Genomic DNA, 24,542 nt, shown 5'->3' on the forward strand with positions numbered 1-24,542 from the left:
AATTTTATCGTTTGTTTGACCACAAAAAGCGATAAAAAATTTTAAATAGCCATTATTTTTTTCGTTACCACGACTTTTTGACATAGCACAAAAAGCATCGCTCATTTTTACGAACGATGCTAATATTCATACAACATACAATTATCTAAACCCTTGTGGATTTTGACTTTGCCATCTCCATGTGTCTTGACACATGTCTTCAATTGTTTTTTCCGTTTTAAAACCTAATTCTTTGAACGCCAAGTCTGTATTGGCATAGATGACCGCTAAATCTCCGGCACGTCGTGGTGCAATCGTGTAGTTGATTTTGACATCACTCACTTTTTCAAACGCACGCACTAACTCCAGAACGCTCGTTCCAACACCCGAACCTAAGTTATAAATCGAAACACCTGCTTTAATATAATTTAAAGCTTTTACGTGCCCTTTGGCTAAATCAACAACGTGAATGTAATCACGTTCACACGTCCCGTCCGGCGTTGGATAATCATCACCAAATACACTCAATTGTTTTAATTTTCCAACGGCAACTTGAGCGATAAAAGGCATCAAGTTATTCGGAATACCCGTAGGGTCCTCACCGATTAAGCCACTTTCGTGCGCACCAATTGGATTGAAATAACGCAACAACGTCACTTCCCAATCATTATCGGAAGCATGCACATCTTTTAAAATTTGTTCACACATCACTTTTGTATTACCATAAGGACTCATTGCCGAACTAATTGGCATACTTTCTAAATACGGCGCTTCATTTGTTGATCCATAAACAGTCGCGCTAGAACTAAACACAATTTTCTTCACATCGTGTGCTTTCATCACATCAATCAAAGTCACCAATCCATCTAAATTATTACGATAGTATAGCGTTGGTTTTTGAACAGACTCACCGACTGCTTTATGCGCTGCGAAATGAATAACTGCTGATATGTTTTCTTTTTCAAATACGGCATTTAATTCATCATAATGGCATACATCCACTTCATAAAATTTTGGTCTTTTCCCTGTGATTTGCTCGATTCTATCTAAAACAATGACACTACTATTGACTAAGTTATCGACAATAACAACATCATTACCTTGTTCAATCAACTCAACAACTGTATGGCTACCAATATATCCCGTTCCACCTGTGACTAAAATACTCATCATTATTCTCCTTCAAAAGATTGTTGCGTCAAAATAATTGGACCATCTTTAGTAATGGCTAACGTATGCTCATATTGGCAACTTAACCCACCGTCTTGCGTACGCGCCGTCCAACCGTTGTCGTCCATTTTCATTTTCCATGTTCCCGTATTCACCATGGGTTCAATCGTAATCGTCATACCTTCTTTTAAACGTAATCCTTTCCCCGCTTGACCATAATGTGGCACTTGTGGCCCTTCATGAATTGTTGGACCGATACCGTGCCCGATGAAGTCACGAACAACACCGTACCCTTCGCCTTCAACATACGTTTGAATCGCATGCCCAATATCTCCAATACGATTGCCCACTTTCGCCTGAGCGATACCGAGTTCAAGTGCTTTTTGTGTAACCGCCATTAATTTTTCAAGTTGTGGTGTAGAGTCGCCGACAACATAACTCCAACACGAATCAGACATTGCACCGTTTAAATCAATGCACATGTCGACCTTAATTAAGTCTCCCGATTTTAAAACACGCTTACTACTTGGAAAACCATGGCAAATTTCATCGTTCACACTTGTACACGTCGCAAATTCATAGCCTTCGTATCCAATTTGTGCCGGTATACCACCGCCTTCTACAATTTTATCATGAACAAATTTATTAATATCCATAGTTGTCAAACCCGGTTTAATAAACGTACGCAAAGCTTCATGAATACTCGCAAGCAATTGTCCAGATTTTTTCATTTCTTCAATTTCACGCTGTGATTTTAATGTAATCATAAATATTCTCCTATCTTGTCTATTCAACATTATACTAAACTTTCAAACGAAATTCTATAACACGACATTCCACCAAATAAAAAGCCTCCCTTTCGGGAGGCGAAACATTTATTATAATTTAACAACGTTTACTGCTTGAGGGCCACGTGCACCTTCGCCAATTTCAAACTCAACTGCTTGACCTTCTTCTAATGTACGGTAACCGTCTGTTTGGATAGCTGTGAAGTGTACAAATAAATCTTCACCGTTTTCACGTGTAATGAAACCGAATCCTTTTTCACCGTTAAACCATTTTACTGTTCCTTTTTCCATTTGGAAATCCTCCTGTTCGTGCTATGCACAAGTAATTCTATTCTTTGTAGTTAGTACGAACAAGTTGTTAATATCTGTTATCACTGACTGTACCCCTAAATCCTAACAAAAAACATTATAGTTATTGTAACACATTACCGTATATAACTGAATACTTTTTCTAAAATTTATTATAATATTCGTTATTTTTTTCGATTTTTACACCATTTCTTCATTTTTTTCTTCATTTTTTTGCTGTCATTAGCCTTTTTGACGTCATCACTTATCTAAAATCCGGATTATTAAGCACTTTTAATTGCACCTTTATTTTTTACGTTGTAAACTAATTGTATCAAAACAAAAGAGGTAACTTATGGTTAAATTTATTTATCAAAATCCTACAAAATTAATTTTCGGTCAAAATCAAATCGAGCAATTAGACAAAGAATTAGCACACTTTGGAAAAAAAGTGCTATTGGTATACGGTGGAGGAAGCATCAAAAAAACAGGATTGTATGACACCATCATCCAAAAATTAGCCGATTTTGAAATATTCGAATTATCTGGCGTAGAACCAAATCCACGTGTCACAACTGCGCAACGTGGAGCAGATATGATTAAAGCAAATAATATCGATGTCGTTTTAGCCGTCGGAGGCGGAAGCGTTATCGATTGTACAAAACTAATTGTAGCTGCCGCACATTATGACGGTCCAGCTTGGGACATCGTTATCGGAAAACATCGTGTCACAAAAGCAACACCATTTGGAACAGTATTAACATTAGCGGCTACTGCTTCTGAAATGAACTCTGGTAGTGTAATCACCAATTGGGAAACACACCAAAAATTTGGCTGGGGCTCTCCGCTAGTCTTTCCAAAATTTTCAATTTTAGACCCAACATACACTTATACATTACCTGAAAATCAAACAGTTAATGGTATCGTTGATATGATGAGCCATTTAATTGAACAATATTTTAACGAAGCCACTAACACCATTGTACAAGACAGCATGATTGAAGGGGTTATGCGTTCAATTATTGAAACTGCACCTACTGCTATTCAAAATCCTACAGATTACAACGCACGTGAAACATTAATGTTGTGTGGAACAATTGCTTTAAACGGCCAAATGCGTTGGGGATATAGTGGAGACTGGTCTAGCCACGGTATTGAACACGCCGTAAGTGCATACTACGATATTGCACACGCTGAAGGATTAGCTATTGTTATGCCAAATTGGATGCGTTACGTCATGCCAAAACACGTTGAACGATTTGAAAAATTCGCCAAAAATGTATTTGGCATTACAAAAGACACGCCTACAAATACCGCTATCGCTGGTATTGATGCATTACAAAACTTCTGGGCATCATTAGGCGCACCAACAACGTTATCACAAAAAAATATCGATACGAGTAAAATTCAAGAAATGGCTGAACACGCTACATTTTATGGCACACTCGGCAGATTAGAAACCCTAACTACTACCGATGTCGCAAACATTTTAAAAAATAGTCTATAATCTTTTAGGGTTGATGGCATACGCCATTAACCCTATTTTTTCTACTCCAAAAGACGAGATAACCAACACGTTATCTCGTCTTTTGATTAATCGATTGTATAATCTTCAAATTTAACAGATGCCAACTTAGAAACACCCGATTCTTGCATGGTCACACCATACAACACATCCGCTTCTTCCATCGTCCCTTTACGGTGCGTAATGACAATAAATTGCGTTTGATCAATAAATGTTTTTAAATAACGTCCGTATCGACCAACATTCGCTTCATCCAAAGCCGCTTCTACTTCATCTAATAAACAGAACGGTACTGGCTTCACTTCTAATATCGCAAACAACAATGCAATCGCCGTAAATGCCTTTTCGCCACCTGATAATAAACTTAAATTTTGCAATCGTTTGCCCGGTGGTTGCGCAATAATATCAATTCCAGACTCTAATAAATTATCCGGTTGCGTTAATTCTAACGTTGCACGACCACCACCAAACAGCTTAGGAAACGTTTGTTCAAATTTAGATTTAATGGCAAAAAACGTTTCTTTAAAACGATGCGCTACTTCATTATCCATTTCCAACATGGTAGAAAGCAATTGCTCTTTAGCTTGCTGCAAGTCGGCTTGTTGTTGTGACATCGTTGTAAATCGTTTAAATACTTGATCGTATTCTTCAATAGCTGTCATATTTACAGGCCCAATTTGTTCAATTTCACGTTTTAATCGCGACACATACGAAACCGCATCGGTAATGCTCATCTCTAATGCTTTTTCTTCTTTTGCCGCTTCATACGTTAAATTATATTCTTGTGATAAACGATTTAAATGGGTATCAATGCTCACATCGTAACGTTCCAATCGCGCTTGTACGACACCTTCTTGCTTCAATGCAGTTTCTAACGCTTTTTGCAGTTGACGTTGTGTTTCTTCTAGTTCAACAACCAACGCATCTAAACGACTTTTTTCGATTCGATGATCACTTAACTGTTGATCTAATTGTGTTTTAGATTGCGTTAAATTCTCCATGTCTTCAGCCGTTTTTTCAATCAACTCTTGCAATTGCTCAGCTGTTTGATTTTCTTGTGAATATTGTGACATCAACGCATCTAAACTATGCATCACTTGTTGCAACTGTTTGTTCAATTGCGATTTTTGCTCATTATCCGCTTGCTCTTTTTCTTTTTCTACCGCCAATTGCATCGTCGCATCATTTAATCTTGGCACCAGCAACGCTAACTGTTCCGCCTTCTCCTCTTGAGAAACATTCAATTTCGACAAATCATCTTGCGTTTGTTTCACTGTTTTTTGGCTATGTGTTAACAAGTGCTGCGCATTATCCAATGCGACCGTACTTTCGTTCAATTCATCATAAAGAGCCGCTTTTTCAATTTGCACAAGTTTGTACTGCTCATTTAACTGTGCTAACTGTGCAATGGCACGTTGCAATGATACGTCACTTTCGCGTTCCAACAATCGAGATTGCGTCCCCGACTGTTGAATGCTCGACACTTTTTTAGACCATTCATCCACCAACAATTGATACTGCGACAATTGTTGCTTGGCTTCATTTTGCTTGTCTTTTAATTGTGCGATTTGTTGTTTCAATTCAGCTAAAGTAGATGAACGAGATAATAACGATTGACCTTTTTGTTGTGTTGCACCACCCGTCATGGATCCTCCGGCATGAATAACATCACCTTCTAAAGTCACAATACGATGACGATAGCCAATCGCTTTAGCCATTTGATTACCCGCATCTAAATTTTTCGATATAATCGTTTGACCTAATTGATTAGCAACAATATTTTTATAAACTGGTTTTGACTGCACCAATTCACTCGCTACACCGATAAACCCATCCACTTGCTTCACTTTTTGTAAAACATCGCTAGATAACTGACGCGCTGCAATCACTTGAATCGGTAAAAATGTTGCTCTTCCTAATTTTTGGCGTTTTAAAAATTCAATCGCCTGTTTAGCGCTATTTTCGTCATCCACAATAACGTGTTGTAAGCTCGCCCCTAAAGCAATATCAATCGCCACCGTATACGGTTTTGGCACATCAATCATTTGCGCTAAAGAACCATGCACACCTTTTAGTTGTGACTGTGCTTTTAAAACTGCTCTAACCCCTTGATAGTACCCGGCAAAATCTTCATCTAAATCTTGTAAAGACTGTTTTCTAGCCGACAACTGCGCTAATTTTTGCGCATTTAGTTGTACGTCTTGTTCCAATTGCTTAAACGCTTGCTGGTGACTGACTAATTGTGATTGCGATTCTTGATAGTCACGATTTAACCGTTCAATTTCTGATTTACTCTCATCTAAACGTTTTTCCAATTTCGCTTTTTCAGTAGATACCACAACAATTTGACGATTACAATCGTCTTCACGTTGCTGAATACGCATCATCTGGCTATTGGCATGTTGTATTTCTTTTTCTGCAGTTTGCACATCGTTTTGATAACGCGCTTGTTGTTGAAGCGCATCAATATATAATTGTCGTTGTTCTTCAACTAATTCTTGACTATGCGCATCCAACAATGTTTTTTGATGATTTAAATCATTCACTTGAGCCGTTAATGCCGCTAATTCTTTTTGACGCTCAGCTTGTTGTTGCTCAATTTGCTCAATGGCTTTTTCCAGTCTGTTTTTTTCTTGTTCTTTTTCAAACTGTGCAAATTCTTGTTGTCCTTTTGTCTGCGTTGAAAAAGATAGACGCTCTTTCGCTAAATTATACTCACCCGTTGTTTGTTCTAAATGGCGCACCGTTTCTACATATTTCTCTTGTAATTGTGCAACGGCATTATCCACTTGATTCAATTGAATTTTGTGCTGCGCCAACGCCATATCATTGTTTTGCGACGTTGTTTTAGTCTGTGTCAACTCTTGTTGAAGCGATGCTAATTCATTTTGTGTAATCGACATTTGTTGCGACATTGTATCAATTTCAGCTACCATCAATGCAATATCGATACTACTCAATGCGGTTCGTTTTTCTTGATACAATAACGCTTTTTCTTTTTGTCGTTGTAACGGCAATAATTGTTTGTCAATTTCAAACAAAATATCTTCCACACGATCTAAATTTTCTTGCGTTCTATCTAGTTTTCGAGAAGCTTCTTGCTTACGTGTTTTATACTTTAAAACACCCGCCACTTCTTCAAACATACCGCGTCGATCTTCCGGTTTATTATGAAATATCGTTTCCACTTTACCTTGTGAAATAATGGAAAACGAGTCTTTACCTAAACCTGAATCCATAAATAAATTCACAATATCTTTTAAACGGCAAGGCTTTTTATTAATAAAGCATTCGCTATCCCCTTGTCGATTAATCCGACGTGTAATTTGAATTTCCGCAAATTCTAACGGTAAAAAATGATCTTCATTATTTAAAACTAACGTCACTTCAGCAATATTCGTTGCTTTTCGTGTTTGTGAACCAGCAAAAATAATATCGTCCATTTTTTTACCACGTAAACTTTTTGCTGACTGTTCACCTAACACCCACTTAATCGCTTCAGATAGATTACTTTTACCACTTCCGTTAGGACCAACTACCGCTGTGACCCCTTTATCAAATTCAATAACCGTTCTATCAGCAAAGGATTTAAATCCTGATATTTCAATTCGTTCTAAATGCATATCGTCTAAAACCCTTCTTTCTCATAGGCTTGTTTTGCAGCCTGTTGCTGTGCATCCTTTTTATTTTTCCCAATACCTGTACCAATGACTTGTCCATTCAATGAAACCGTCGCTTCAAACGTTTTGTCATGCGCTAATCCGTCTTCTTTAATAATGTCATATACTATGGATACATTCCCATTACGTTGTAAATGCTCTTGCAACAACGTTTTGTAATCCGTAAACGGATTTTGCGTTTGATCATTAATTTTAGGAACAATTTGACTCAACACAAATGCTCGAGCCACCTCAATTCCTTTTTCCAAATATAACGCTCCAACAAACGCTTCAAACACATCGCATAACAATGACGGACGTGTACGTCCCCCACTATTTTCTTCACCTTTTCCCAACAACACTAATTGGTCAAAGCCACATTCCTTTGCAAGAGTAGAAAGCATTTGTTCACAAACAAGCTGTGCACGTAATCGTGTTAATTTACCTTCTGGCCATTGCAAAAAATTGTGGAACAAATAATCTGAAACGACAATTTCAACGACGGCATCCCCTAAAAACTCCAAGCGTTCGTTATGTTTCAACGCAGACAATTGATGCTCATTAGCGTAAGAAGAGTGTGTAAACGCTTGTTTGAGTAGCGTATCATCTTCAAAAAAGAGATGTAATTGTTTTTCTATATATTTTTTTATCATGATTTTTACCTCCTTGTGTATTATACTATGTTTATTTTAAATTTCAAAATGTGATTATACCGCATTTTATGGTATAATTATGTTGTTTTAATGTATCTATTTTTAAAAGGACATACGATATGACAATCAATTACCCTAATGGCACAACGACACAACAGCAAAAAAATCAACACGTCTATTATGCCAATCGTGGAATGGGATTTGAAGAACAAATTAATCAATCAAACCTTTACTATTTGCAAAAAGGCATTGCGGTCATTCACAAAAAGCCAACGCCCATTCAAATTGTAAAAGTCGATTATCCAAAGCGTACAGCCGCGATGATTAAAGAAGCGTATTTCAGGCAAGCGTCTACTACCGATTATAACGGTGTCTATAAAGGTTATTATTTAGATTTCGAAGCAAAAGAAACACGCAATAAAACCTCTTTTCCATTAAGTAATTTTCACGAACACCAAATTAGCCATATGGAAAAGTGTTTACAGCAACAAGGAATTGTGTTTATTCTTGTGAAATTTTCTAGTTTAAATCGCGTATTTTTATTAAAAGCCCAAGAATTTATTCATTTTTGGAAACAACAGCATAGTGATTCAGGCAGAAAATCAATTCCTTTGGCGTTCTTTGAAAAATACGGATACGAAATGCCAATCAGGTTTAATCCAACGATTCCTTATTTAGAAATCATTGATCAGTTAATTGCGCAAAATAATAAGTTTTAAGGAGGAGATTATGACACAATCTCGCTTAAATAAATCAACAAATCAAAAACAATCACCTACGAAAAAAACGTCCACTAAAAAAACACAAAAGAAATGGCTTGTTTGGTTAAAACGATTAGCCATTACGTTTGTGACACTATTTGTTTTGCTAACGGTTGGTGTTGTCATTTACACCGCAACGATTATCGCAAACTCACCAAAAATTACGCAAGATGCATTAATCGGAACATTACCGTCAACCATCTATGATAAAGATGGCGAAATTGTAACCAAACTAGGTGGCAACGATCGTGTGCTAATTGATCCGAGCAATATTCCTAAAAATATTGAAGATGCTATCCTTTCAATTGAAGATCGCCGATTTTATGAACATAACGGGTTTGACTTAATTCGTATTGGTGGTGCACTACTTTCAAACTTAAAAAGCGGGGCTACTCAAGGTGGTAGTACCATTACACAGCAACTTGTTAAATTATCCGTTTTCTCTACCGGAGAAGAACACCGTAACATTGAACGTAAAATTCAAGAAGTGTATTTAGCAACGCAAGTTGAAAAAGAATATACGAAAAAAGATATTCTTGCCCTGTACTTAAACAAAACGTTCATGGCAAATAACACGTACGGATTTGGAACGGCAGCTAAATACTATTATGGTAAAGACGCCTCTGAATTAAATCTTGCACAAGCGGCTTTATTAGCCGGAATGGTGCAAGCGCCATCTGCATATGATCCATTGGCTCATCCAGAAGATGCACAAAACAGACGGGATATCGTTTTACATGCCATGTTAGACAACAATAAAATTACTAAAGCGCAATATGACGAAGCAATTGCGATACCTGTTCAACAAGACATGATTGATCGTCGTGCTGAAAAAAGTAATAACGAACTCATTATGGACGCCTACATTCAACAAGTGCTTGCTGAAGTAGCGACACGAACAAGTTTAGACCCTTACACTCAAGGATTATCCATCTACACTCATTTAGATACAAAAGCACAAATTAAATTAGCAGATATTTTAAATTCAAACGACTATATTCAATGGCAAGACAACAATATACAAGCTGCTGTAACGGTTATTTCACCTAAAACAGGTGCCATTGTTGCCATGATGGGTGGACGAAATACAAATGTACAATTCGGTATTAATCGTGCCATCTCCAACAATCGTAGCGTCGGTTCTACATCAAAACCGATGATTGATTACGGTCCAGCAATTGAATATTTGAACTATTCTACAGGTACAATTGTCAGTGACTCACCAATCAACTATACAAACGGCCCTGCTCTATACAACTGGGATAAAGAATATTACGGCAACATGACATTACGCAACGCGTTAGTGCAATCTCGTAACACGACTGCACTACGTGTCATGAAAGACGTTGGTGTAGATAATGCTAATGCCTTCCTAAACAAAGTAGGCGTGACCGTACAAAACGACGGAAAAAATCAACTGGTTGAATCTAACGCAATTGGTTTTGAAGCAAGTACATTACAAATGTCTGCGGCATATGCAGCATTTAGTAACGGCGGTATTTATTATAAACCATTTACCATTAGACAAATCACCACCTCTACCGGCGAAAGCGCTACGTACGTTGGTGAGGGTACACGCGCCATGAAAGATTCTACAGCCTATATGATTACCGACATGTTAAAAGGTGTCCCCGGAAATACGGCAGCATTCGCAACGGTTAGCGGTTTGTATCACGCAGGAAAAACGGGTTCTACAAACTATACAGATGACCAATTAGCAATTGTCACAAAAGGTAATATTAGCACCTACGCAGCACCAGACGCATGGTATGTCGGTTATTCACCAAACTATTCAATTGCCACTTGGGTAGGTTACGACAACCCAATGCAAGAAGGAAACTATGTCGGTCGACAAGAGTCTTATTATCCATCAATGATTTATAAACATATCATGACCTACTTAGCATCACAAACCGAAAATGAAAACTGGAAGATGCCAGATAGTGTTGTTAAATACGGTAGTGAATTATACGTTAAAGGTTCTAGACAAGCCGAAGTGATGCGGACAACACAACAAACAACAACGACAACATCAACTACATCGTCGTCAACAACAACGTCTAGTTCAACAACTACTCAACAATCCGACGAAACACCACGTCCACAAACGACGCGAACTGAATCGTCTCAACAACAGTCTACTCGACAAGAGACCACTAGACAATCCAATCATTAACCAGACAAAAAGGACAAATCATTCAACGATTTGTCCTTTTTATTTATCGTGTTTTCAAATGCTTTTTAGGGTTGACGACTGATGCCGTCACCCCTATGTGACATAGAACCCTTATTGTTTGGTTATCACCCCGCAAAAGAAAAAGTGACTATTTGCTTTTTGCACTTTACTCTACAATTGCCAACATTTTTATCGGACATATTTATAGCACACTAAAAAGCACTTTACCCATAGCAAAGTGCTTTTCATGTTTATTCATTAGTCTCTGTAACTAACGCTTCTGGAAAATGTTTGCTTACAATGTGATGGCAACGATGACACAACGTTGGCGCTCCTTCAATTGTACCCACTTCACGTTTTGTAGCACGGCAACGTTCACAAACCTCACCTTGTGCAACAGATACGACAACAGATACACCATTTTGTGATACGGCATTTTCTGGCACAGTCGCATCGACATCTTTCATTTCACAATCAGATACAATCAATAACTGTTCTAAGTTAAGCGCATATTTTTGAACAAATGCTTGTAATTGTTGTGTAGGGTAAATCGTTACTTTTGATTGGAATGATTTACCGATAACTTTTTCATTTCTTGCTTCTTCTAATGCTTTTAATACAACATCACGCATATCAAAGAACGTTTCAAATTCGGAAACAACTTTTTCAGCGTTTGCGTAGCCAACCACAGTTGGAAACTCACTTAATTGCGCAAATTCTTCTGATTCTGGCATATATTGCCATACTTCTTCAGCTGTGTGAACTAAAATTGGTGTTAATAATTTAGTCAATTTTACTAACGCATCATAAATTACCGTTTGCATTGCACGGCGATTAACGTTGTCTTTTTCTTCAATATAGATAACATCTTTAGCAAAATCTAAGTAGAATTGTGATAAATCTACTGTACAGAAATTCATTACACTTTGGTAAATTGTTGAAAATTCATATTTTTCATACGCATTTAACAATTTTTCTACAAGTTGATCAATTTTAATCATCATATATTGGTCAACAGCTCCCATTTGTTCAAATGGTACAGCGTGTGTTGTTGGATCAAAGTCACTTGTATTCGCAAGCATGAAACGTAACGTATTACGAATTTTTCTGTAAGATTCAGAAATTTGATTTAAAATCTCTTTACTTACACGAACATCTGATTCATAATCGACCGAACTTACCCAAAGACGAATAATGTCTGCACCTTTTGTTTCCATTTCGGCTGCTGGAGAAATAACATTTCCTAAAGACTTACTCATCTTTTTACCTTCGCCATCCATTACAAAACCTTGAGATAAAACCGCTTTATATGGCGCTTTATGTTGGGTCGCCACACTTGTTGTTAAACTAGAGTTAAACCACCCACGGTATTGATCCGAACCTTCTAAATATAGATCAGCTGGATAAGTCAATTCTTCACGCGCTGCAAGAACACCTGCATGTGATGAACCTGAATCAAACCAAACATCCATAATATCTGTTTCTTTTGTAAATTGATTGTTTGGACTACTTGGATGTGTGAACCCATCTGGCAATAAATCTTTTGTATCCCATTCAAACCAAATATCTGATCCGTGTTCAGCGAATAAATTAGCCACATGTTCAATCGTTTCAGGCGTAATAATTGGCTCATTATCCTCACCGTAAAATACAGGTAGCGGAACACCCCAAACGCGTTGACGTGAAATAACCCAATCACCGCGGTCGCGCACCATGTTATAAATACGCACTTTACCTGACGGGTGATACCATGTCACGTCATTTTCAATAACGTCTAAAATTTCTTGTCTAAATTTATCAATCGAAGCAAACCATTGTGGTGTCGCACGGAAAATAACTGGTTTTTTAGTACGCCAATCATGCGGATAGCTATGTGTAAAGTAAGATAAACTTAATAGCACTCCTTTTTCTTGTAGCAACTCACAAATCACTTTATTCCCTTTCATGTAGAACATGCCTTCAAAGCCAGGTGCTTCATCTGTAAAGTGACCTTGATTATCGATTGGTGATAATACCGGTAAATTATACTGACGTGAATAATAGAAGTCATCCTCACCATGACCTGGAGCAGTATGAACTAAACCTGTACCACTATCTAACGTTACATAGTCTGCAACCATCACTAAAGATTCACGATCATAAAACGGATGTTGAGCCGTCATATATTCAAAATCTTTTCCAGAAAATTCTGCTAAAATGTCAACATTTTCAAAGTTTGCAGCTTGAGCTACACTATTGACTAATTCTTTAGCCACAACATATTTTTTACCATCCGCTAAAATATGCGCATATGTATAATCTGGATGTAGGAAAATACCTAAATTGGCAGGTAATGTCCATGGCGTTGTTGTCCAAATCACAAATGATGTATCGCTATCTAATAAACCTTTTCCATCTTTAACTTTAAAAGCAACATAAATGGATGGACTTTCAACGTCTTTATATTCAATTTCTGCTTCAGCTAATGAAGATTCACTTGATGGTGACCAGTAAATTGGTTTTAACCCTTTGTAAATATAGCCATTTTCAGCCATTTTACCGAATACTCTCACTTGCTCTGCTTCATATTGAGGTTTTAGTGTCACATACGGATTATCCCATGTACCACCAATCCCTAATCGTTTAAATTCGGCACGTTGTCCATCGATTTGACGCCACGCATATTCTGCACACAATTTTCTAAATTCGGCAGTTGACATTTTTTTACGATCGACACCTTCACTATTGGCTAATGCTTGTTCAATTGGCAAACCGTGTGTATCCCATCCCGGAACAAACGGTGCTCTAAAACCAGACATCGACTTCGAACGGACAATAAAATCTTTTGAAATTTTATTTAAAGCATGTCCCATGTGAACGGCACCATTGGCATAAGGTGGTCCATCGTGTAGCACGAACGTTGGTTTACCCGCGTTTAATTGTTGACGTTTTTCATAAACGTTCGCTTCATTCCATTTATTTTGTAACGTCACTTCTTTTGTAGGCAAATCAGCTTTCATTGGAAAATCTGTTTTACCAATTAATAAAGTTTCTTTCATTTTCATCATTTTTTCTCCTCAGCATTATTTTTGAATTTTGTTATTTTTTGATACGGTAATATAATGGCTAATGCTACTCCAACAACAGCCGGCAACAACCAAGGAACACCTATATCATGATACGGTATTAAAGATATCACCGTTTTAAAATAATGAAATCCATTGATTGTAGATAAAACTTGTAAAAAGCTTAATATCGTCACAATACCCATCGTTAAACGAATACCTACTTTAGACAGTGTTACCAATTGATGCAGGCAGACCAGTAACGCAATCACAATCGTTATCGGATATAGCACCAACAAAACAGGTACGGCTAATGAAATAATTGTATCTAGTCCAAAATTAGAAATCATAAAGCCTAACAAGCAAAATAGACGGACATAGGTGATATAAGTAAACTTCGTATAGATTGTATTAAAAAACTTACTAATTGAAACGACTAATCCTACTGTTGTCGTTAAACACGTTACAATGACCATAACGGCTAAAAACACTTGTGCAGATGGACCAAATACACGTTGCGTCATTTCTGATAAGATGTACGTTCCTACATTACCTTTAAAAGTATCTGGCAGTTTAAAATAGTTACCAAGTAACGCCAACCCTACATACAACACACTAAATAAAGACGCTACACTCACACCAGCAAATAAAATGGTACGTTTATAGTCTTTTTGCGTTTTAAATTCAAACGTTTTTAAGGTGTCCATTGCAACGACACTAAACGCTACCGCTGCTAACGCATCAAGCGTATTATATCCTTCTAAAACACCAGATCCGAACGCTTTTCCAGCGCCACTATAATCAATACTTGCTACGTTCATTGGTGAATGTGGCAATTGTTGTAACCCTAATATAATAATTAATACAATCATACCCGCAAATAGTGGGGTTAAAACTTTACCAATACGGTCTAATAGTTTTGTAGGCGATACTGCCAACCAATACGTAAAGGCAAAATAAATGATTGCAAATACGCTTAGCCCTATCCCTTTATACTCATTGGCCAATACTGGTTCAATACCAATACTAAATGACGTCGTAGCCGTACGTGGAATCGCAAATAATGGACCAATGGTTAAATATAGTGCCACTAAATAAACTAAGGCAAATTTTGGGTGAATCAAATCACTCATTAATTCTTGATACCCTTTTCCAGTAAACAATGACACAATTAATGTAAATGTCGCTAACCCAACGGCAGAGACAATAAAACCGGAAATGGCATATATAAAATAATCACCCGATAAAACACCAATATTAGGCGGAAATATTAAATTGCCCGCTCCAAAAAACAAGCCAAATAATAATACCCCTGTTAATAAACCTTTTTTAAACACCTTCTCCTCCTAAATACAAAAAACCCTATATTTGCTGTCATTCAGCAAATATAGGGACGATTGTGGTCGTGGTACCACCCTAATAACTTCTCTAGTTGTCGATAACGAGACAAACCGTTAGTTTTTCTAAATGAACATAGGTGATATACCTTTACTCAACACACTAGACTTTCACCATACTCTAGCTCGCTAAGAATTGATTAAAAAGGCACTTGTCCTACGCTACACCTCTAAATTTTCAGGTGTTTCAATAATATGATTTTCTTCTAAAACGATTGTTTCATGTAAATCGTCAAAATGACTTGTTTGAACACGTTCTTCTAAAACTTCATCAATAGTTGGCACTTCAGCAATTTGCGTTTGTGTTTCCAATAAACGATCCCATTCTTGATTTTGAATCATGTCTAATTGTGATTCTACAAGCAATTGGAATTTTTTGCGGAATACAGATGCTGTGCGTTTTAATGTTTCTGTTTCATTTGACACTTTGTTTGCATTTTCTGCTGCATTTGCCAACATATCATTAGATACGCGTTTAGCTTCTCCTATAATAATATCAGCTTCTTTGTTCGCATTTGCAATTACGCGATCTGCCGCATCTTGTGCAACAACAATCGATTTATTTAATGTATCTTGTAGACTCATGTAATGTTCTACTTGTTCACTCATAAATTTAATTTTTTTCTCTAATTCACGTTTTTCTTTTAGTAACGATTCCATTTCTAGCATAACGCGATCTAAGAAATCATCTACCTCATCCGGATTGTATCCTTTAAATTTTCTTGAAAAACTTTTGCTGTTTATATCTAACGGTGTAATTGCCATAGCGTCCTCCTTTATAATAAGCTCTGCTTAATTATACATGAATTTATTAAAAATATCATCAATAAGGTTAAAAAGTCGTATAAAAACTGATTTATTTTTTACGATTAACTTGTTTACGCAATATTATTTTAAATTTCCCTTTTTTAGTCGTGCCCACAATCTGTTGCAACGTCATTCTACCATACCCACGTACAGAAATAACATCCCATTCACAAACTTCGACTTCACTTTTCTCACAAACTACCCAATTCAATGAAACGACTCCACTTTCAACCATTGTTTTAGAAAGTGCGCGTGATACGTTAAACCCTTCTGAAATCATCGTATCTAATCGCAAAGAAGACACTAACGTTTCCACCAATTCACCTGTATCCACCGCTTCTAAAAGTGTAGTTGTGGGAACCACTTTTACAGACGCTTTACCAATCCGCTGTAAATCTTGACAAATTAAATCAGCAATACTTTTGGCAACAATCATTTGCCATTGCTCACCATCAGTAACAATATCACCAATATATTCTCTTTTAACCCCTAAATTTAAAACTGCACCTAAAATACTACTATGCTTCAATTGATAAAATTTAGATGGATATTGAATATTTAAAATCACTTCTTCAAAATCATCGCTTTCTGGAACGTTATACGAAATAACGGCTCGTTTACGTTCCGTTGGCAACTGACTTTCATACCACTTTACGACATCATCTTTAGAAAAAAGAGCCGAAGCTACTTTCAATTGACGCGGTGTCAAAAAATGACAAACGACATCGACATAAGTATCTTCAACTCTACTTTTATACTCTAAGATTTTATCAATAAATTGGTGTTCTTCTTTTCTAAAATGCTGATGAACACGATCAAACATAGACTACACCATATCTAAATAATCTGTAACGTTTTGATCTTCATTTCCATCTAGAACACCCGCAATTGTAATATCTGCTGGAGTAAATAGAAAAATTTCATTTTGTAATTTTTGCACGCTACCATTCACGGCGAAAATGATTCCAGTTAAGTAATCAATTACGCGGCCAGCTTGCGCTTTATCCATACGTTTAAAGTTCACAATAATCACTTGTTTATCCATCAATAAAGTCGCCATATCTTCAACTTCTGAATAAACACGTGGCTCACAAATGTTAACTACTGCTCTTGATGGCACTGCTTTAACGTTCGGACGTGTTGTAGATGTAACAACAGGGGTTGCGCCATCTTCATAATAGTTCTGCGTTAACTCTTCGTATTCATTTTGTTCGTCAGATGCCGAAAGCATCCCTTTAAAATTATCGAAAATTCCCATGATAACTGCTCCTCATTATAGATTTAGATCACGTCTATTATTTACGTCTTTTTCTAAAAAATGGCGGTGTATCTAAACCATCATTATCCAACTCTGAATCAGACTCAATATATGTCGCTTCATTATAGTTCAATGTTTTATTATCTACACTTGTTTCACGAACAGTTGTATCGCGACGAATATCCCAATCTCCAAATAAATTACGATCTTTTGCAGTTGCTGAAGGCTCTACAAATTTAGGTTTTTCTTGGAATGTATGTCCTTTTTCAACTGAAGCTGTACTTGCAAAATTTGCATATTGCTTTGTACTTGACGTACGTGAACGATCTGGATCAATTCCAGTAGCGATAACGGTAACGATAACATCTTCACCTAAATTATGGTTAATTGATGTACCAAAAATAATGTTGACATCAGATGTTGCTGCACTTGCTACGATTTCACTTGCATCTTGTGCTTCAAATAATGTTAAATCTGTACCACCAGTAATGTTTAACAATACATTTTCTGCACCGTCAATAGATACTTCCAATAACGGAGAAGAAATAGCACGTTTTGTTGCTTCAACAATTCTGTTTTCGCCACTAGCAATACCAATACCCATTAATGCAGCACCTTGATCTTTCATCACTGTTTTAACATCAGCGAAGTCTAAGTTAACATATCCTGGTGCAGTAATTAAGTCAGAAATACCTTGTACACCTTGACGCAATACGTTATCTGCTTCACGGAACGCTTCTAACATAGGTGTCTTTTTATCAACAATTTCTAATAAACGGTTATTCGAAATAACAACTAATGTATCCACATATTGTTTCATTTCTGCGATACCTTCCGCAGCACCTTTTGCACGACGTGGACCTTCAAATGAGAACGGACGTGTTACAACACCAACTGTTAACGCACCTAATTCTTTAGCAATACGTGCAACAACCGGAGCAGCTCCAGTTCCTGTTCCACCACCCATTCCGGCAGTCACAAAGATCATATCAGCGCCTTCTAACGCTTGTGTTAGTTGTTCTTCGCTTTCCATAGCAGCTTGTTGACCAACATCAGGAATCGAACCTGCACCTAATCCTTTTGTTAATTTTGGTCCTAATTGAATTTTTGTTTCTGCTTTTGAAGCAGATAATGCTTGAACGTCTGTATTAGCAACGATAAACTCAATGCCTTTAACGCCTTCTTCAATCATGCGGTTAACAGCGTTTCCGCCACCACCACCAACACCGATGACTTTGATGACGGCTCTATTATTTAATGTATCAAATTCCATAGTCATATTCTTCTCCTATTCTTCACCTAACGCATCAAAAAAACCTTTAACTGTTTTTGACACACGATCCATAAACCTTGGTTTATCGCTTGAAGGCGCTTGTGTAGTATCCGTATTTTGTCTTTCTGGTTTTTTAGTAGAAACCGTTTCGTTTTCTCTTTGTTCCACCACTTTTTTCACTTGTGGTGCACGATAATTTTTTGTGTCGTGTTGTGCGACATGATGAATATCATCTAATGACACAATATAATCTAACAGACCTAGTGCTTGAGCGAAACTTGGATGTCTTAATCCCATTTGTTCTGGGATGTATAAGCGAACATTTGTACCAAAAATTTCTTGAGCTAATTCTGTTACGCCCGGTAGTATTGCACCACCACCGGTTAATACAACACCGCCCGGTAATGCCAATGCATCCACTTCATCAAGTGCACGTTTCACATTTTCAAAAATTTGAACAATACGCGCTTCAATAATTTCAGATAAATAAGAATCTTCAATTCGCATTAATTCTTTATGGCCAACAACTTCTGTTAAGAAATAGCCAGATTCTGAAGTATCTTTTTCATGAACATACCCATAGTCACGTTTAATCGCTTCAGCATTTTCAACAGTCACATTTAACACAGTAGAAATATCACGTGTGACATATTCGCCACCTTCTTGATCAATGTACACAAACTTCACTTGATCATCATGAATCGCAGCAGCCGTTGTTTGACCGCCACCCATGTCGATAAGCACTGTCCCAAAACTACGTTCACCAGCTGATAACGCTGATTTAGCTGTAGCTAAAGGTTGCATCACTAATTCTTGAATTGTTAGCCCCGCTTTTTCAACACAACGACGAATATTGTGAACAATTGTTTTTGGTCCAGTTACTAAATGTGCAAATAATTCTAAACGCACACCAATCATACCACGTGGATCTTTGATACCATCAAATCCATCAACAATAAATTCTTCTGGTAAAATAGAAATAATTTCTCTTTCTGGCGGAACAGATTTTACTTTCGCTGCAGAAATGACATTATCAACATCTTTATTTGTAATTTCTTTATTTTCGCTTGAAACAGCAATCATACCGTGGCATGGTTCAATAGCAATTTGAACACTTGGAATACCGACAACTACATTTTTAATTGTCACGTTGGCACGTTGCTCTGCTTTTTTAACCGCACGTTTAATCGCTTCTACAGTCATATCAATATCAACAATGATACCGCGATTAACACCAGGCGAACGTTCAACGCCTACACCAATAACATTGAGTTGGTTTTTAGCGTATTCACTTACGACAACTTTGATAGAAGATGTACCAATATCCAAACCAACATGTAAGGATTTTTCTACCATGTTATTTCCTCCCTAAACTTTTACTTTTTAAATTTCACATTTCAATCATAAGATAAGTATATTATCAGCTTCAGTTTACCATAAAAATCGTGTAAACCCTAGCATTTTATCTATATATTATAATTTATATTTTTTATTTTTTATTTTTTATTCATACGGTGAAAAAAATATACCAACCGTTAAATCAAAAATTCCTTTTTGATGACGAATATTTGATACAAACTGATTATAGTAATTTAACTTTTGATGAAAGTCTGTATAATTTACTTTCACTTGATTACCATCTTTCATATATAACACCGTCATTAATCGATCTGTTTCATGATACGTCACAGACGCCACTTGTAGACGTATCGCATCATCTAATTTTGCAAACTCTTGCGAAAAACGAGATAAACTTTCAGATGGACCATCCCATACAAGACTTGGAACAGATCCAATATATTTTTGAACATACTCATCTAATAGCTGTCCATTTTGTAAAACAACTTGTTTCCCGTTACCGTGTTCTACTGTTGCAATAACCGGATACTCTTCAATAGATAACGTCAAATGATTGCCCTCATCTAATAAGTAAGTCACATTTTTCACTTTTGGCACTTCACGTTGAATCCGCTGTGTAATGCCACCAGATAAAAAGATGGTTTCAAAATAATGCTGATTCACTTTTAATTTTGAAGCATCAATAATTTTTTGACTCTCTACATCACCAGCATTACGGACATAAACACCTTGTAATCGTGATAACGGTAACGATAAATAAATAAACGTCACTAGCATCATAAACAAAATAAAACTAATTATCTTTTCAACACGTGTCATATCACGATGGATAATCGGTTTTGCCTGTTTTTCTCTCATGTGTTTCTCCTTATCGTAAAATTTCACGAATCACATTCAAAATACGTTTTGAAGCATCGGTAATCCCCATTTTTTGTGCCGCTTTTGACATTTTTTCAAGTTGTTCGCGATTATGCATTAAATCATAAACGTAATGATATAATTTTTCACTTGGTAATTCATCTTCTAATACAATTTCTGCCGCTTGTTTATCTACTAACGAACGCGCATTTTTTTCTTGATGATTATTCGTCACAAAAGGACTCGGCACTAAAACACTTGGTACGCCTAACGCGGTTAATTCGGCGAGTGTTGTTGCTCCGCTGCGACAAACGACTAAATCAACGGCATGCAAGACATCAATCATATTGTTAATGTACGGTACAACTTTGAATTGTTTTGTATCACTAATTTGTGACGCAATTTCATTATAATGGGCTTGCCCCGTTACAAAAATGAATTGTGTATTCATTTGCGTATATAATTTATAATACGACACAACATGTGCATTTAAATTCATCGCCCCACGGCTACCGCCAAAAAACAAGACAGTCGGTTTATTTTTTTGTAACCCAAATCCTTCTAATGCATTTTCATCAACGTTAGCTTGTAACAATTCTTGTGCACGTGGATTGCCCGTCATCACAATTTTCGACGTGTATTTTTCAAAATCACGATTGACCGTTTCAAAACACGTACAAATTTTTGTGACGTATTTTGCTAAAATTTTATTCGTTACACCAGCCACACTATTTTGTTCATGGATAATCGTCGGTATCCCTAATTTTGATGCAGCATACAACACAGGACCACAAACATAGCCACCGGTTCCAATAACAATATCCGGATTAAATTTTTTCAATATTTTTTTAGCTGTAAAAATACTACTTACCGCATAAACGGCTGTTTTAATATTTTCTAACGATAACGATCGTCGGATTCCTTGTACTTTAATCGTTTCAAATGGAATATTATACTTTGGAACAATCGTATTTTCTAACCCTTTTTCTGTACCAATATATAAAAATTCCGCATCAGGATATTGTGTTAAAATATATTCTCGCAACGCTAAAGCTGGGTAAATATGGCCACCCGTACCTCCACCTGATAATACAATTTTCATGATTTTTCCTCTTTATGATTTTATCGTTTCGACAATTTCAACAAACCGCTCCCCACGCTTTTCAAAACTATCAAACTGATCCCAACTAGCACAAGCCGGAGATAACAATATAATATCTTCCTTGCTCGATTTTTCAAACGCAGCATACGTCGCCTCGTCTAGCGACTCAAAAGCATACACTTCTAAAGATTGTTGATTGGCTAATTGAACTAATTTTTCTTTTGTTTGTCCATAAACAAACATTTTTTTCACTTTTACAAGATCTGGAATTAACGCTTCAAAGCCATTTCCACGATCTAAACCACCAGCAATTAATAATACCGGTTTTTCAAAACCGCGTAACGCCATTTGTGTCGCTAAAATATTTGTCGCTTTTGAATCGTTGTAAAAACGTCGGCCATCAACTTCTTTAACAAATTGACAACGGTGTTCCACACCATAAAACACACTCACTGATTGGTGTATTTTATCATTCGTTTGTCCACTCAATTTTGCAACTAACGTTGCAGCAAGTACATTTTCTAAATTGTGTGTCCCGGGCACTTGGATGGCTGAAACAGGAAAAATCGGTTCACCTAAAACGTACACCCACTCGTCTTGAACATAAGCACTACATTGCGTATTCGCCTTAGAAAAATAATGCACTTTCGCCTGAGTGCGCTTGGCAAATTCAAAACTTTCAGCAATGTCTCCATTTAATACTAAATAATCTTCATTTGTCTGATTTTTTAATAAATTCAACTTCGCCTCAACATACGCTTCACGTGTATGATGATAATCCAAATGTGCTTCAAAAATGTTAACAATTACGGCAATTTTAGGTCTAAACGCTTTAATACCCATTAATTGAAAACTAGACATTTCCATTACAATCATATCGTTTTCTGTTGCGTTTTGCGCAACGGTTGTTGATGGCACACCAATATTACCTGCCAACAAAACACGTTCATAATTGGGATGATTTTCTAACATATTCGCAATTAACGTTGTTGTTGTCGTTTTCCCATTAGATCCTGTAATGCTAATAATTGGTGCTTGAGAAACTAAATACGCTAATTCAACATCCGTTAAAATCGGGATATCATGTTGTTGTGCTTGTTTAACCACGCTGTTTTCATATGGTATGCCCGGATTTTTAACAACATAATCGATTGTTTCATCAATTAAATCATCGGGGTGATGCCCTGTAATTACCGTAACACCTAAACTTTCAAGATGTTTCACATGCGTTAAGTCTTCTGGCGTTTTCCCATCATTTACAACAACAATTGCGCCTAGTTGTTGCAATAATAACGCAGCATTATAACCACTTCTCGCTAACCCTAAAACCACTACTTTTTTTGATTTAAATTGTTCAATAACTTTCATCATAACCCTTTCTTCTATCTCCTTTTGCATAGCAATTGCTTTTCAACAACCATGCAAAAATAGATAGAAACAGAAGCGAAAAAGCTTCTGTTTATCTATTAAAATACACATAAATATAAAATCGTTGCACACGCTGAAACAAGCCAGAAAACAAGAACGACTTTCCATTCGCTCCATCCACTCATTTCAAAATGATGATGCAATGGACTCATTTTAAAAATCCGTTTTTTTCTTAACTTATAAGAGCCTACTTGTAAAATAACACTTGCCGTTTCAATGACAAATACTAATCCAATTAAAAGTAAACTCCACTCAACATGTAGCAGCATTGAAATCATGGCAAATACGCCACCTAATGCTAATGAGCCGACATCACCCATAAAAATTTTCGCAGGTTTTTTATTAAATATAAAAAATCCACATAATCCCCCAATTAGAGCGACACAGAAAAATAAAATATCAAATTGTGCTTGGCGGTAAGCAATAACGGCATAGCCGGCTAACGCAATGCTAGCCGTTCCCGCAACTAACCCATCTAATCCGTCCGTTAAATTGACAGCGTTCGAAAAGCCAGTCATCCACACGATTGCAAACACACCATAAAGCACAACGTTATTCACTTTTCCAAAAAATAGTATAGATAAACTTGTATCATGTCCAGAAAACACCAATAAACAAATGGCAAACAGACTAAATACTAATTGCGCAATAAATTTCTGTTTGGACGTTAATCCTTCATTTTGTCTGCGGACTAACTTTAAGAAATCATCTAAAAAGCCAATAATCCCAAAAGCAATAAACACCACAATTAATGCACTAGTTGTTAAGTTAATCCAGCCTTTGTATACCGAAAAAACAAGACTCGTAATCGATGTTGCAATTAAAAATGCAATTCCACCCATGGTCGGTGTCCCACTTTTTACATTGTGCCAATTTGGTCCTTCTTCTCGTGTCACATGCCCGATTTTTTTATTCGTAAAGTAAATAATGAAAAACGGCATTACACTTGTTGTTATCGCTAACGTGGCACAAAAAGCAATGGCTAATTCCACAAATAGCTGCATCGTATTCATATCC

General features: G+C 36.7%; 19 protein-coding genes. 3 read left to right on the forward strand and 16 right to left on the reverse strand.

The window, feature by feature from the left end; all coding sequences use genetic code 11:
* Positions 1–141: 141 nt before the first annotated feature.
* From galE to J7S27_05145, 3 genes are all read right to left on the reverse strand, one after another.
* Entirely contained in the window at positions 142–1,149 is a 1,008-nt protein-coding gene (gene galE / locus J7S27_05135; protein ID QTU82683.1) for a UDP-glucose 4-epimerase GalE, read from the reverse strand.
* A 2-nt stretch (positions 1,150–1,151) separates the two neighbouring features.
* Complete coding sequence (map, locus tag J7S27_05140) at positions 1,152–1,916, reverse strand: type I methionyl aminopeptidase (GenBank protein QTU82684.1); 765 nt, start codon at positions 1,914–1,916, stop codon at positions 1,152–1,154.
* A 111-nt stretch (positions 1,917–2,027) separates the two neighbouring features.
* Entirely contained in the window at positions 2,028–2,228 is a 201-nt protein-coding gene (locus J7S27_05145; protein ID QTU82685.1) for a cold-shock protein, read from the reverse strand.
* Between the two features lie 352 nt (positions 2,229–2,580).
* On the opposite strand from J7S27_05145, the gene J7S27_05150 reads away from it, so the two are divergent.
* Entirely contained in the window at positions 2,581–3,732 is a 1,152-nt protein-coding gene (locus tag J7S27_05150) for an iron-containing alcohol dehydrogenase (GenBank protein ID QTU82686.1), read from the forward strand.
* An 86-nt stretch (positions 3,733–3,818) separates the two neighbouring features.
* Here the strand turns inward: J7S27_05150 and smc are convergent, their stop codons facing one another.
* Entirely contained in the window at positions 3,819–7,373 is a 3,555-nt protein-coding gene (smc, locus tag J7S27_05155; GenBank protein QTU82687.1) for a chromosome segregation protein SMC, read from the reverse strand.
* A gap of 5 nt (positions 7,374–7,378) precedes the next feature.
* The gene (locus tag J7S27_05160; GenBank protein QTU82688.1) at positions 7,379–8,062 is read right to left on the reverse strand and encodes a ribonuclease III; all 684 of its coding nucleotides are present in this window, start codon (positions 8,060–8,062) and stop codon (positions 7,379–7,381) included.
* A gap of 119 nt (positions 8,063–8,181) precedes the next feature.
* Between J7S27_05160 and recU the strand changes: the two genes are divergently transcribed.
* On the forward strand, positions 8,182–8,781 hold the full coding sequence (gene recU / locus J7S27_05165; GenBank protein ID QTU82689.1) for a Holliday junction resolvase RecU: 600 nt from the start codon (positions 8,182–8,184) through the stop codon (positions 8,779–8,781).
* A 10-nt stretch (positions 8,782–8,791) separates the two neighbouring features.
* A complete protein-coding gene (locus J7S27_05170; GenBank protein ID QTU82690.1) occupies positions 8,792–10,999 on the forward strand; it encodes a PBP1A family penicillin-binding protein in 2,208 nt (735 codons plus the stop codon).
* 251 nt (positions 11,000–11,250) lie between these two features.
* Here the strand turns inward: J7S27_05170 and ileS are convergent, their stop codons facing one another.
* The 11 genes from ileS to J7S27_05225 all read right to left on the reverse strand — a co-directional run bounded on the left by ileS (position 11,251) and on the right by J7S27_05225 (position 24,538).
* Positions 11,251–14,043 carry an isoleucine--tRNA ligase gene (ileS, locus tag J7S27_05175; protein QTU83619.1) on the reverse strand — a complete coding sequence of 931 codons (2,793 nt, stop codon included), beginning with the start codon at positions 14,041–14,043 and terminating at the stop codon, positions 11,251–11,253.
* Positions 14,043–15,380 (reverse strand): branched-chain amino acid transport system II carrier protein, encoded by a 1,338-nt coding sequence (gene brnQ / locus J7S27_05180; GenBank protein QTU82691.1) that lies wholly within the window; start codon positions 15,378–15,380, stop codon positions 14,043–14,045. The genes ileS and brnQ overlap by 1 nt, the downstream gene beginning before the upstream one ends.
* Positions 15,381–15,602: 222 nt before the next feature.
* Positions 15,603–16,205, reverse strand: coding sequence for a DivIVA domain-containing protein (locus J7S27_05185; GenBank protein ID QTU82692.1), 603 nt, complete (start codon positions 16,203–16,205; stop codon positions 15,603–15,605).
* Between the two features lie 91 nt (positions 16,206–16,296).
* On the reverse strand, positions 16,297–17,070 hold the full coding sequence (locus J7S27_05190; protein QTU82693.1) for an RNA-binding protein: 774 nt from the start codon (positions 17,068–17,070) through the stop codon (positions 16,297–16,299).
* Positions 17,071–17,073: 3 nt separating this feature from the next.
* Positions 17,074–17,505 (reverse strand): cell division protein SepF, encoded by a 432-nt coding sequence (sepF, locus tag J7S27_05195; protein ID QTU82694.1) that lies wholly within the window; start codon positions 17,503–17,505, stop codon positions 17,074–17,076.
* A gap of 37 nt (positions 17,506–17,542) precedes the next feature.
* On the reverse strand, positions 17,543–18,778 hold the full coding sequence (gene ftsZ / locus J7S27_05200; GenBank protein ID QTU83620.1) for a cell division protein FtsZ: 1,236 nt from the start codon (positions 18,776–18,778) through the stop codon (positions 17,543–17,545).
* A 15-nt stretch (positions 18,779–18,793) separates the two neighbouring features.
* Positions 18,794–20,134: a cell division protein FtsA gene (gene ftsA, locus J7S27_05205; protein ID QTU82695.1), complete on the reverse strand. Its 1,341-nt coding sequence runs from the start codon at positions 20,132–20,134 to the stop codon at positions 18,794–18,796.
* 147 nt (positions 20,135–20,281) lie between these two features.
* Entirely contained in the window at positions 20,282–20,995 is a 714-nt protein-coding gene (locus tag J7S27_05210) for a cell division protein FtsQ/DivIB (protein ID QTU82696.1), read from the reverse strand.
* Positions 20,996–21,005: 10 nt separating this feature from the next.
* Positions 21,006–22,097 (reverse strand): undecaprenyldiphospho-muramoylpentapeptide beta-N-acetylglucosaminyltransferase, encoded by a 1,092-nt coding sequence (gene murG / locus J7S27_05215; GenBank protein QTU82697.1) that lies wholly within the window; start codon positions 22,095–22,097, stop codon positions 21,006–21,008.
* Positions 22,098–22,109: 12 nt separating this feature from the next.
* Positions 22,110–23,465 carry a UDP-N-acetylmuramoyl-L-alanine--D-glutamate ligase gene (locus J7S27_05220; GenBank protein ID QTU83621.1) on the reverse strand — a complete coding sequence of 452 codons (1,356 nt, stop codon included), beginning with the start codon at positions 23,463–23,465 and terminating at the stop codon, positions 22,110–22,112.
* 98 nt (positions 23,466–23,563) lie between these two features.
* Entirely contained in the window at positions 23,564–24,538 is a 975-nt protein-coding gene (locus J7S27_05225) for a phospho-N-acetylmuramoyl-pentapeptide-transferase (protein ID QTU82698.1), read from the reverse strand.
* Between the last annotated feature and the right edge of the window lie 4 nt (positions 24,539–24,542).

It is taken from the genome of Carnobacteriaceae bacterium zg-C25, from assembly GCA_017945845.1.
In the GTDB taxonomy this organism is placed as follows: domain Bacteria; phylum Bacillota; class Bacilli; order Lactobacillales; family Aerococcaceae; genus WM01.

Coding starts and splice junctions, on each gene's coding strand:
- galE (QTU82683.1), bottom strand. CDS start 1,149: ATGAGTATTTTAGTCACAGGTGGAACGGGATATATTGGTAGCCATACA.
- map (QTU82684.1), bottom strand. CDS start 1,916: ATGATTACATTAAAATCACAGCGTGAAATTGAAGAAATGAAAAAATCT.
- J7S27_05145 (QTU82685.1), bottom strand. CDS start 2,228: ATGGAAAAAGGAACAGTAAAATGGTTTAACGGTGAAAAAGGATTCGGT.
- J7S27_05150 (QTU82686.1), top strand. CDS start 2,581: ATGGTTAAATTTATTTATCAAAATCCTACAAAATTAATTTTCGGTCAA.
- smc (QTU82687.1), bottom strand. CDS start 7,373: ATGCATTTAGAACGAATTGAAATATCAGGATTTAAATCCTTTGCTGAT.
- J7S27_05160 (QTU82688.1), bottom strand. CDS start 8,062: ATGATAAAAAAATATATAGAAAAACAATTACATCTCTTTTTTGAAGAT.
- recU (QTU82689.1), top strand. CDS start 8,182: ATGACAATCAATTACCCTAATGGCACAACGACACAACAGCAAAAAAAT.
- J7S27_05170 (QTU82690.1), top strand. CDS start 8,792: ATGACACAATCTCGCTTAAATAAATCAACAAATCAAAAACAATCACCT.
- ileS (QTU83619.1), bottom strand. CDS start 14,043: ATGAAAATGAAAGAAACTTTATTAATTGGTAAAACAGATTTTCCAATG.
- J7S27_05185 (QTU82692.1), bottom strand. CDS start 16,205: ATGGCAATTACACCGTTAGATATAAACAGCAAAAGTTTTTCAAGAAAA.
- J7S27_05190 (QTU82693.1), bottom strand. CDS start 17,070: ATGTTTGATCGTGTTCATCAGCATTTTAGAAAAGAAGAACACCAATTT.
- sepF (QTU82694.1), bottom strand. CDS start 17,505: ATGGGAATTTTCGATAATTTTAAAGGGATGCTTTCGGCATCTGACGAA.
- ftsZ (QTU83620.1), bottom strand. CDS start 18,778: ATGGAATTTGATACATTAAATAATAGAGCCGTCATCAAAGTCATCGGT.
- ftsA (QTU82695.1), bottom strand. CDS start 20,134: ATGGTAGAAAAATCCTTACATGTTGGTTTGGATATTGGTACATCTTCT.
- J7S27_05210 (QTU82696.1), bottom strand. CDS start 20,995: ATGAGAGAAAAACAGGCAAAACCGATTATCCATCGTGATATGACACGT.
- murG (QTU82697.1), bottom strand. CDS start 22,097: ATGAAAATTGTATTATCAGGTGGAGGTACGGGTGGCCATATTTACCCA.
- J7S27_05220 (QTU83621.1), bottom strand. CDS start 23,465: ATGAAAGTTATTGAACAATTTAAATCAAAAAAAGTAGTGGTTTTAGGG.
- J7S27_05225 (QTU82698.1), bottom strand. CDS start 24,538: ATGAATACGATGCAGCTATTTGTGGAATTAGCCATTGCTTTTTGTGCC.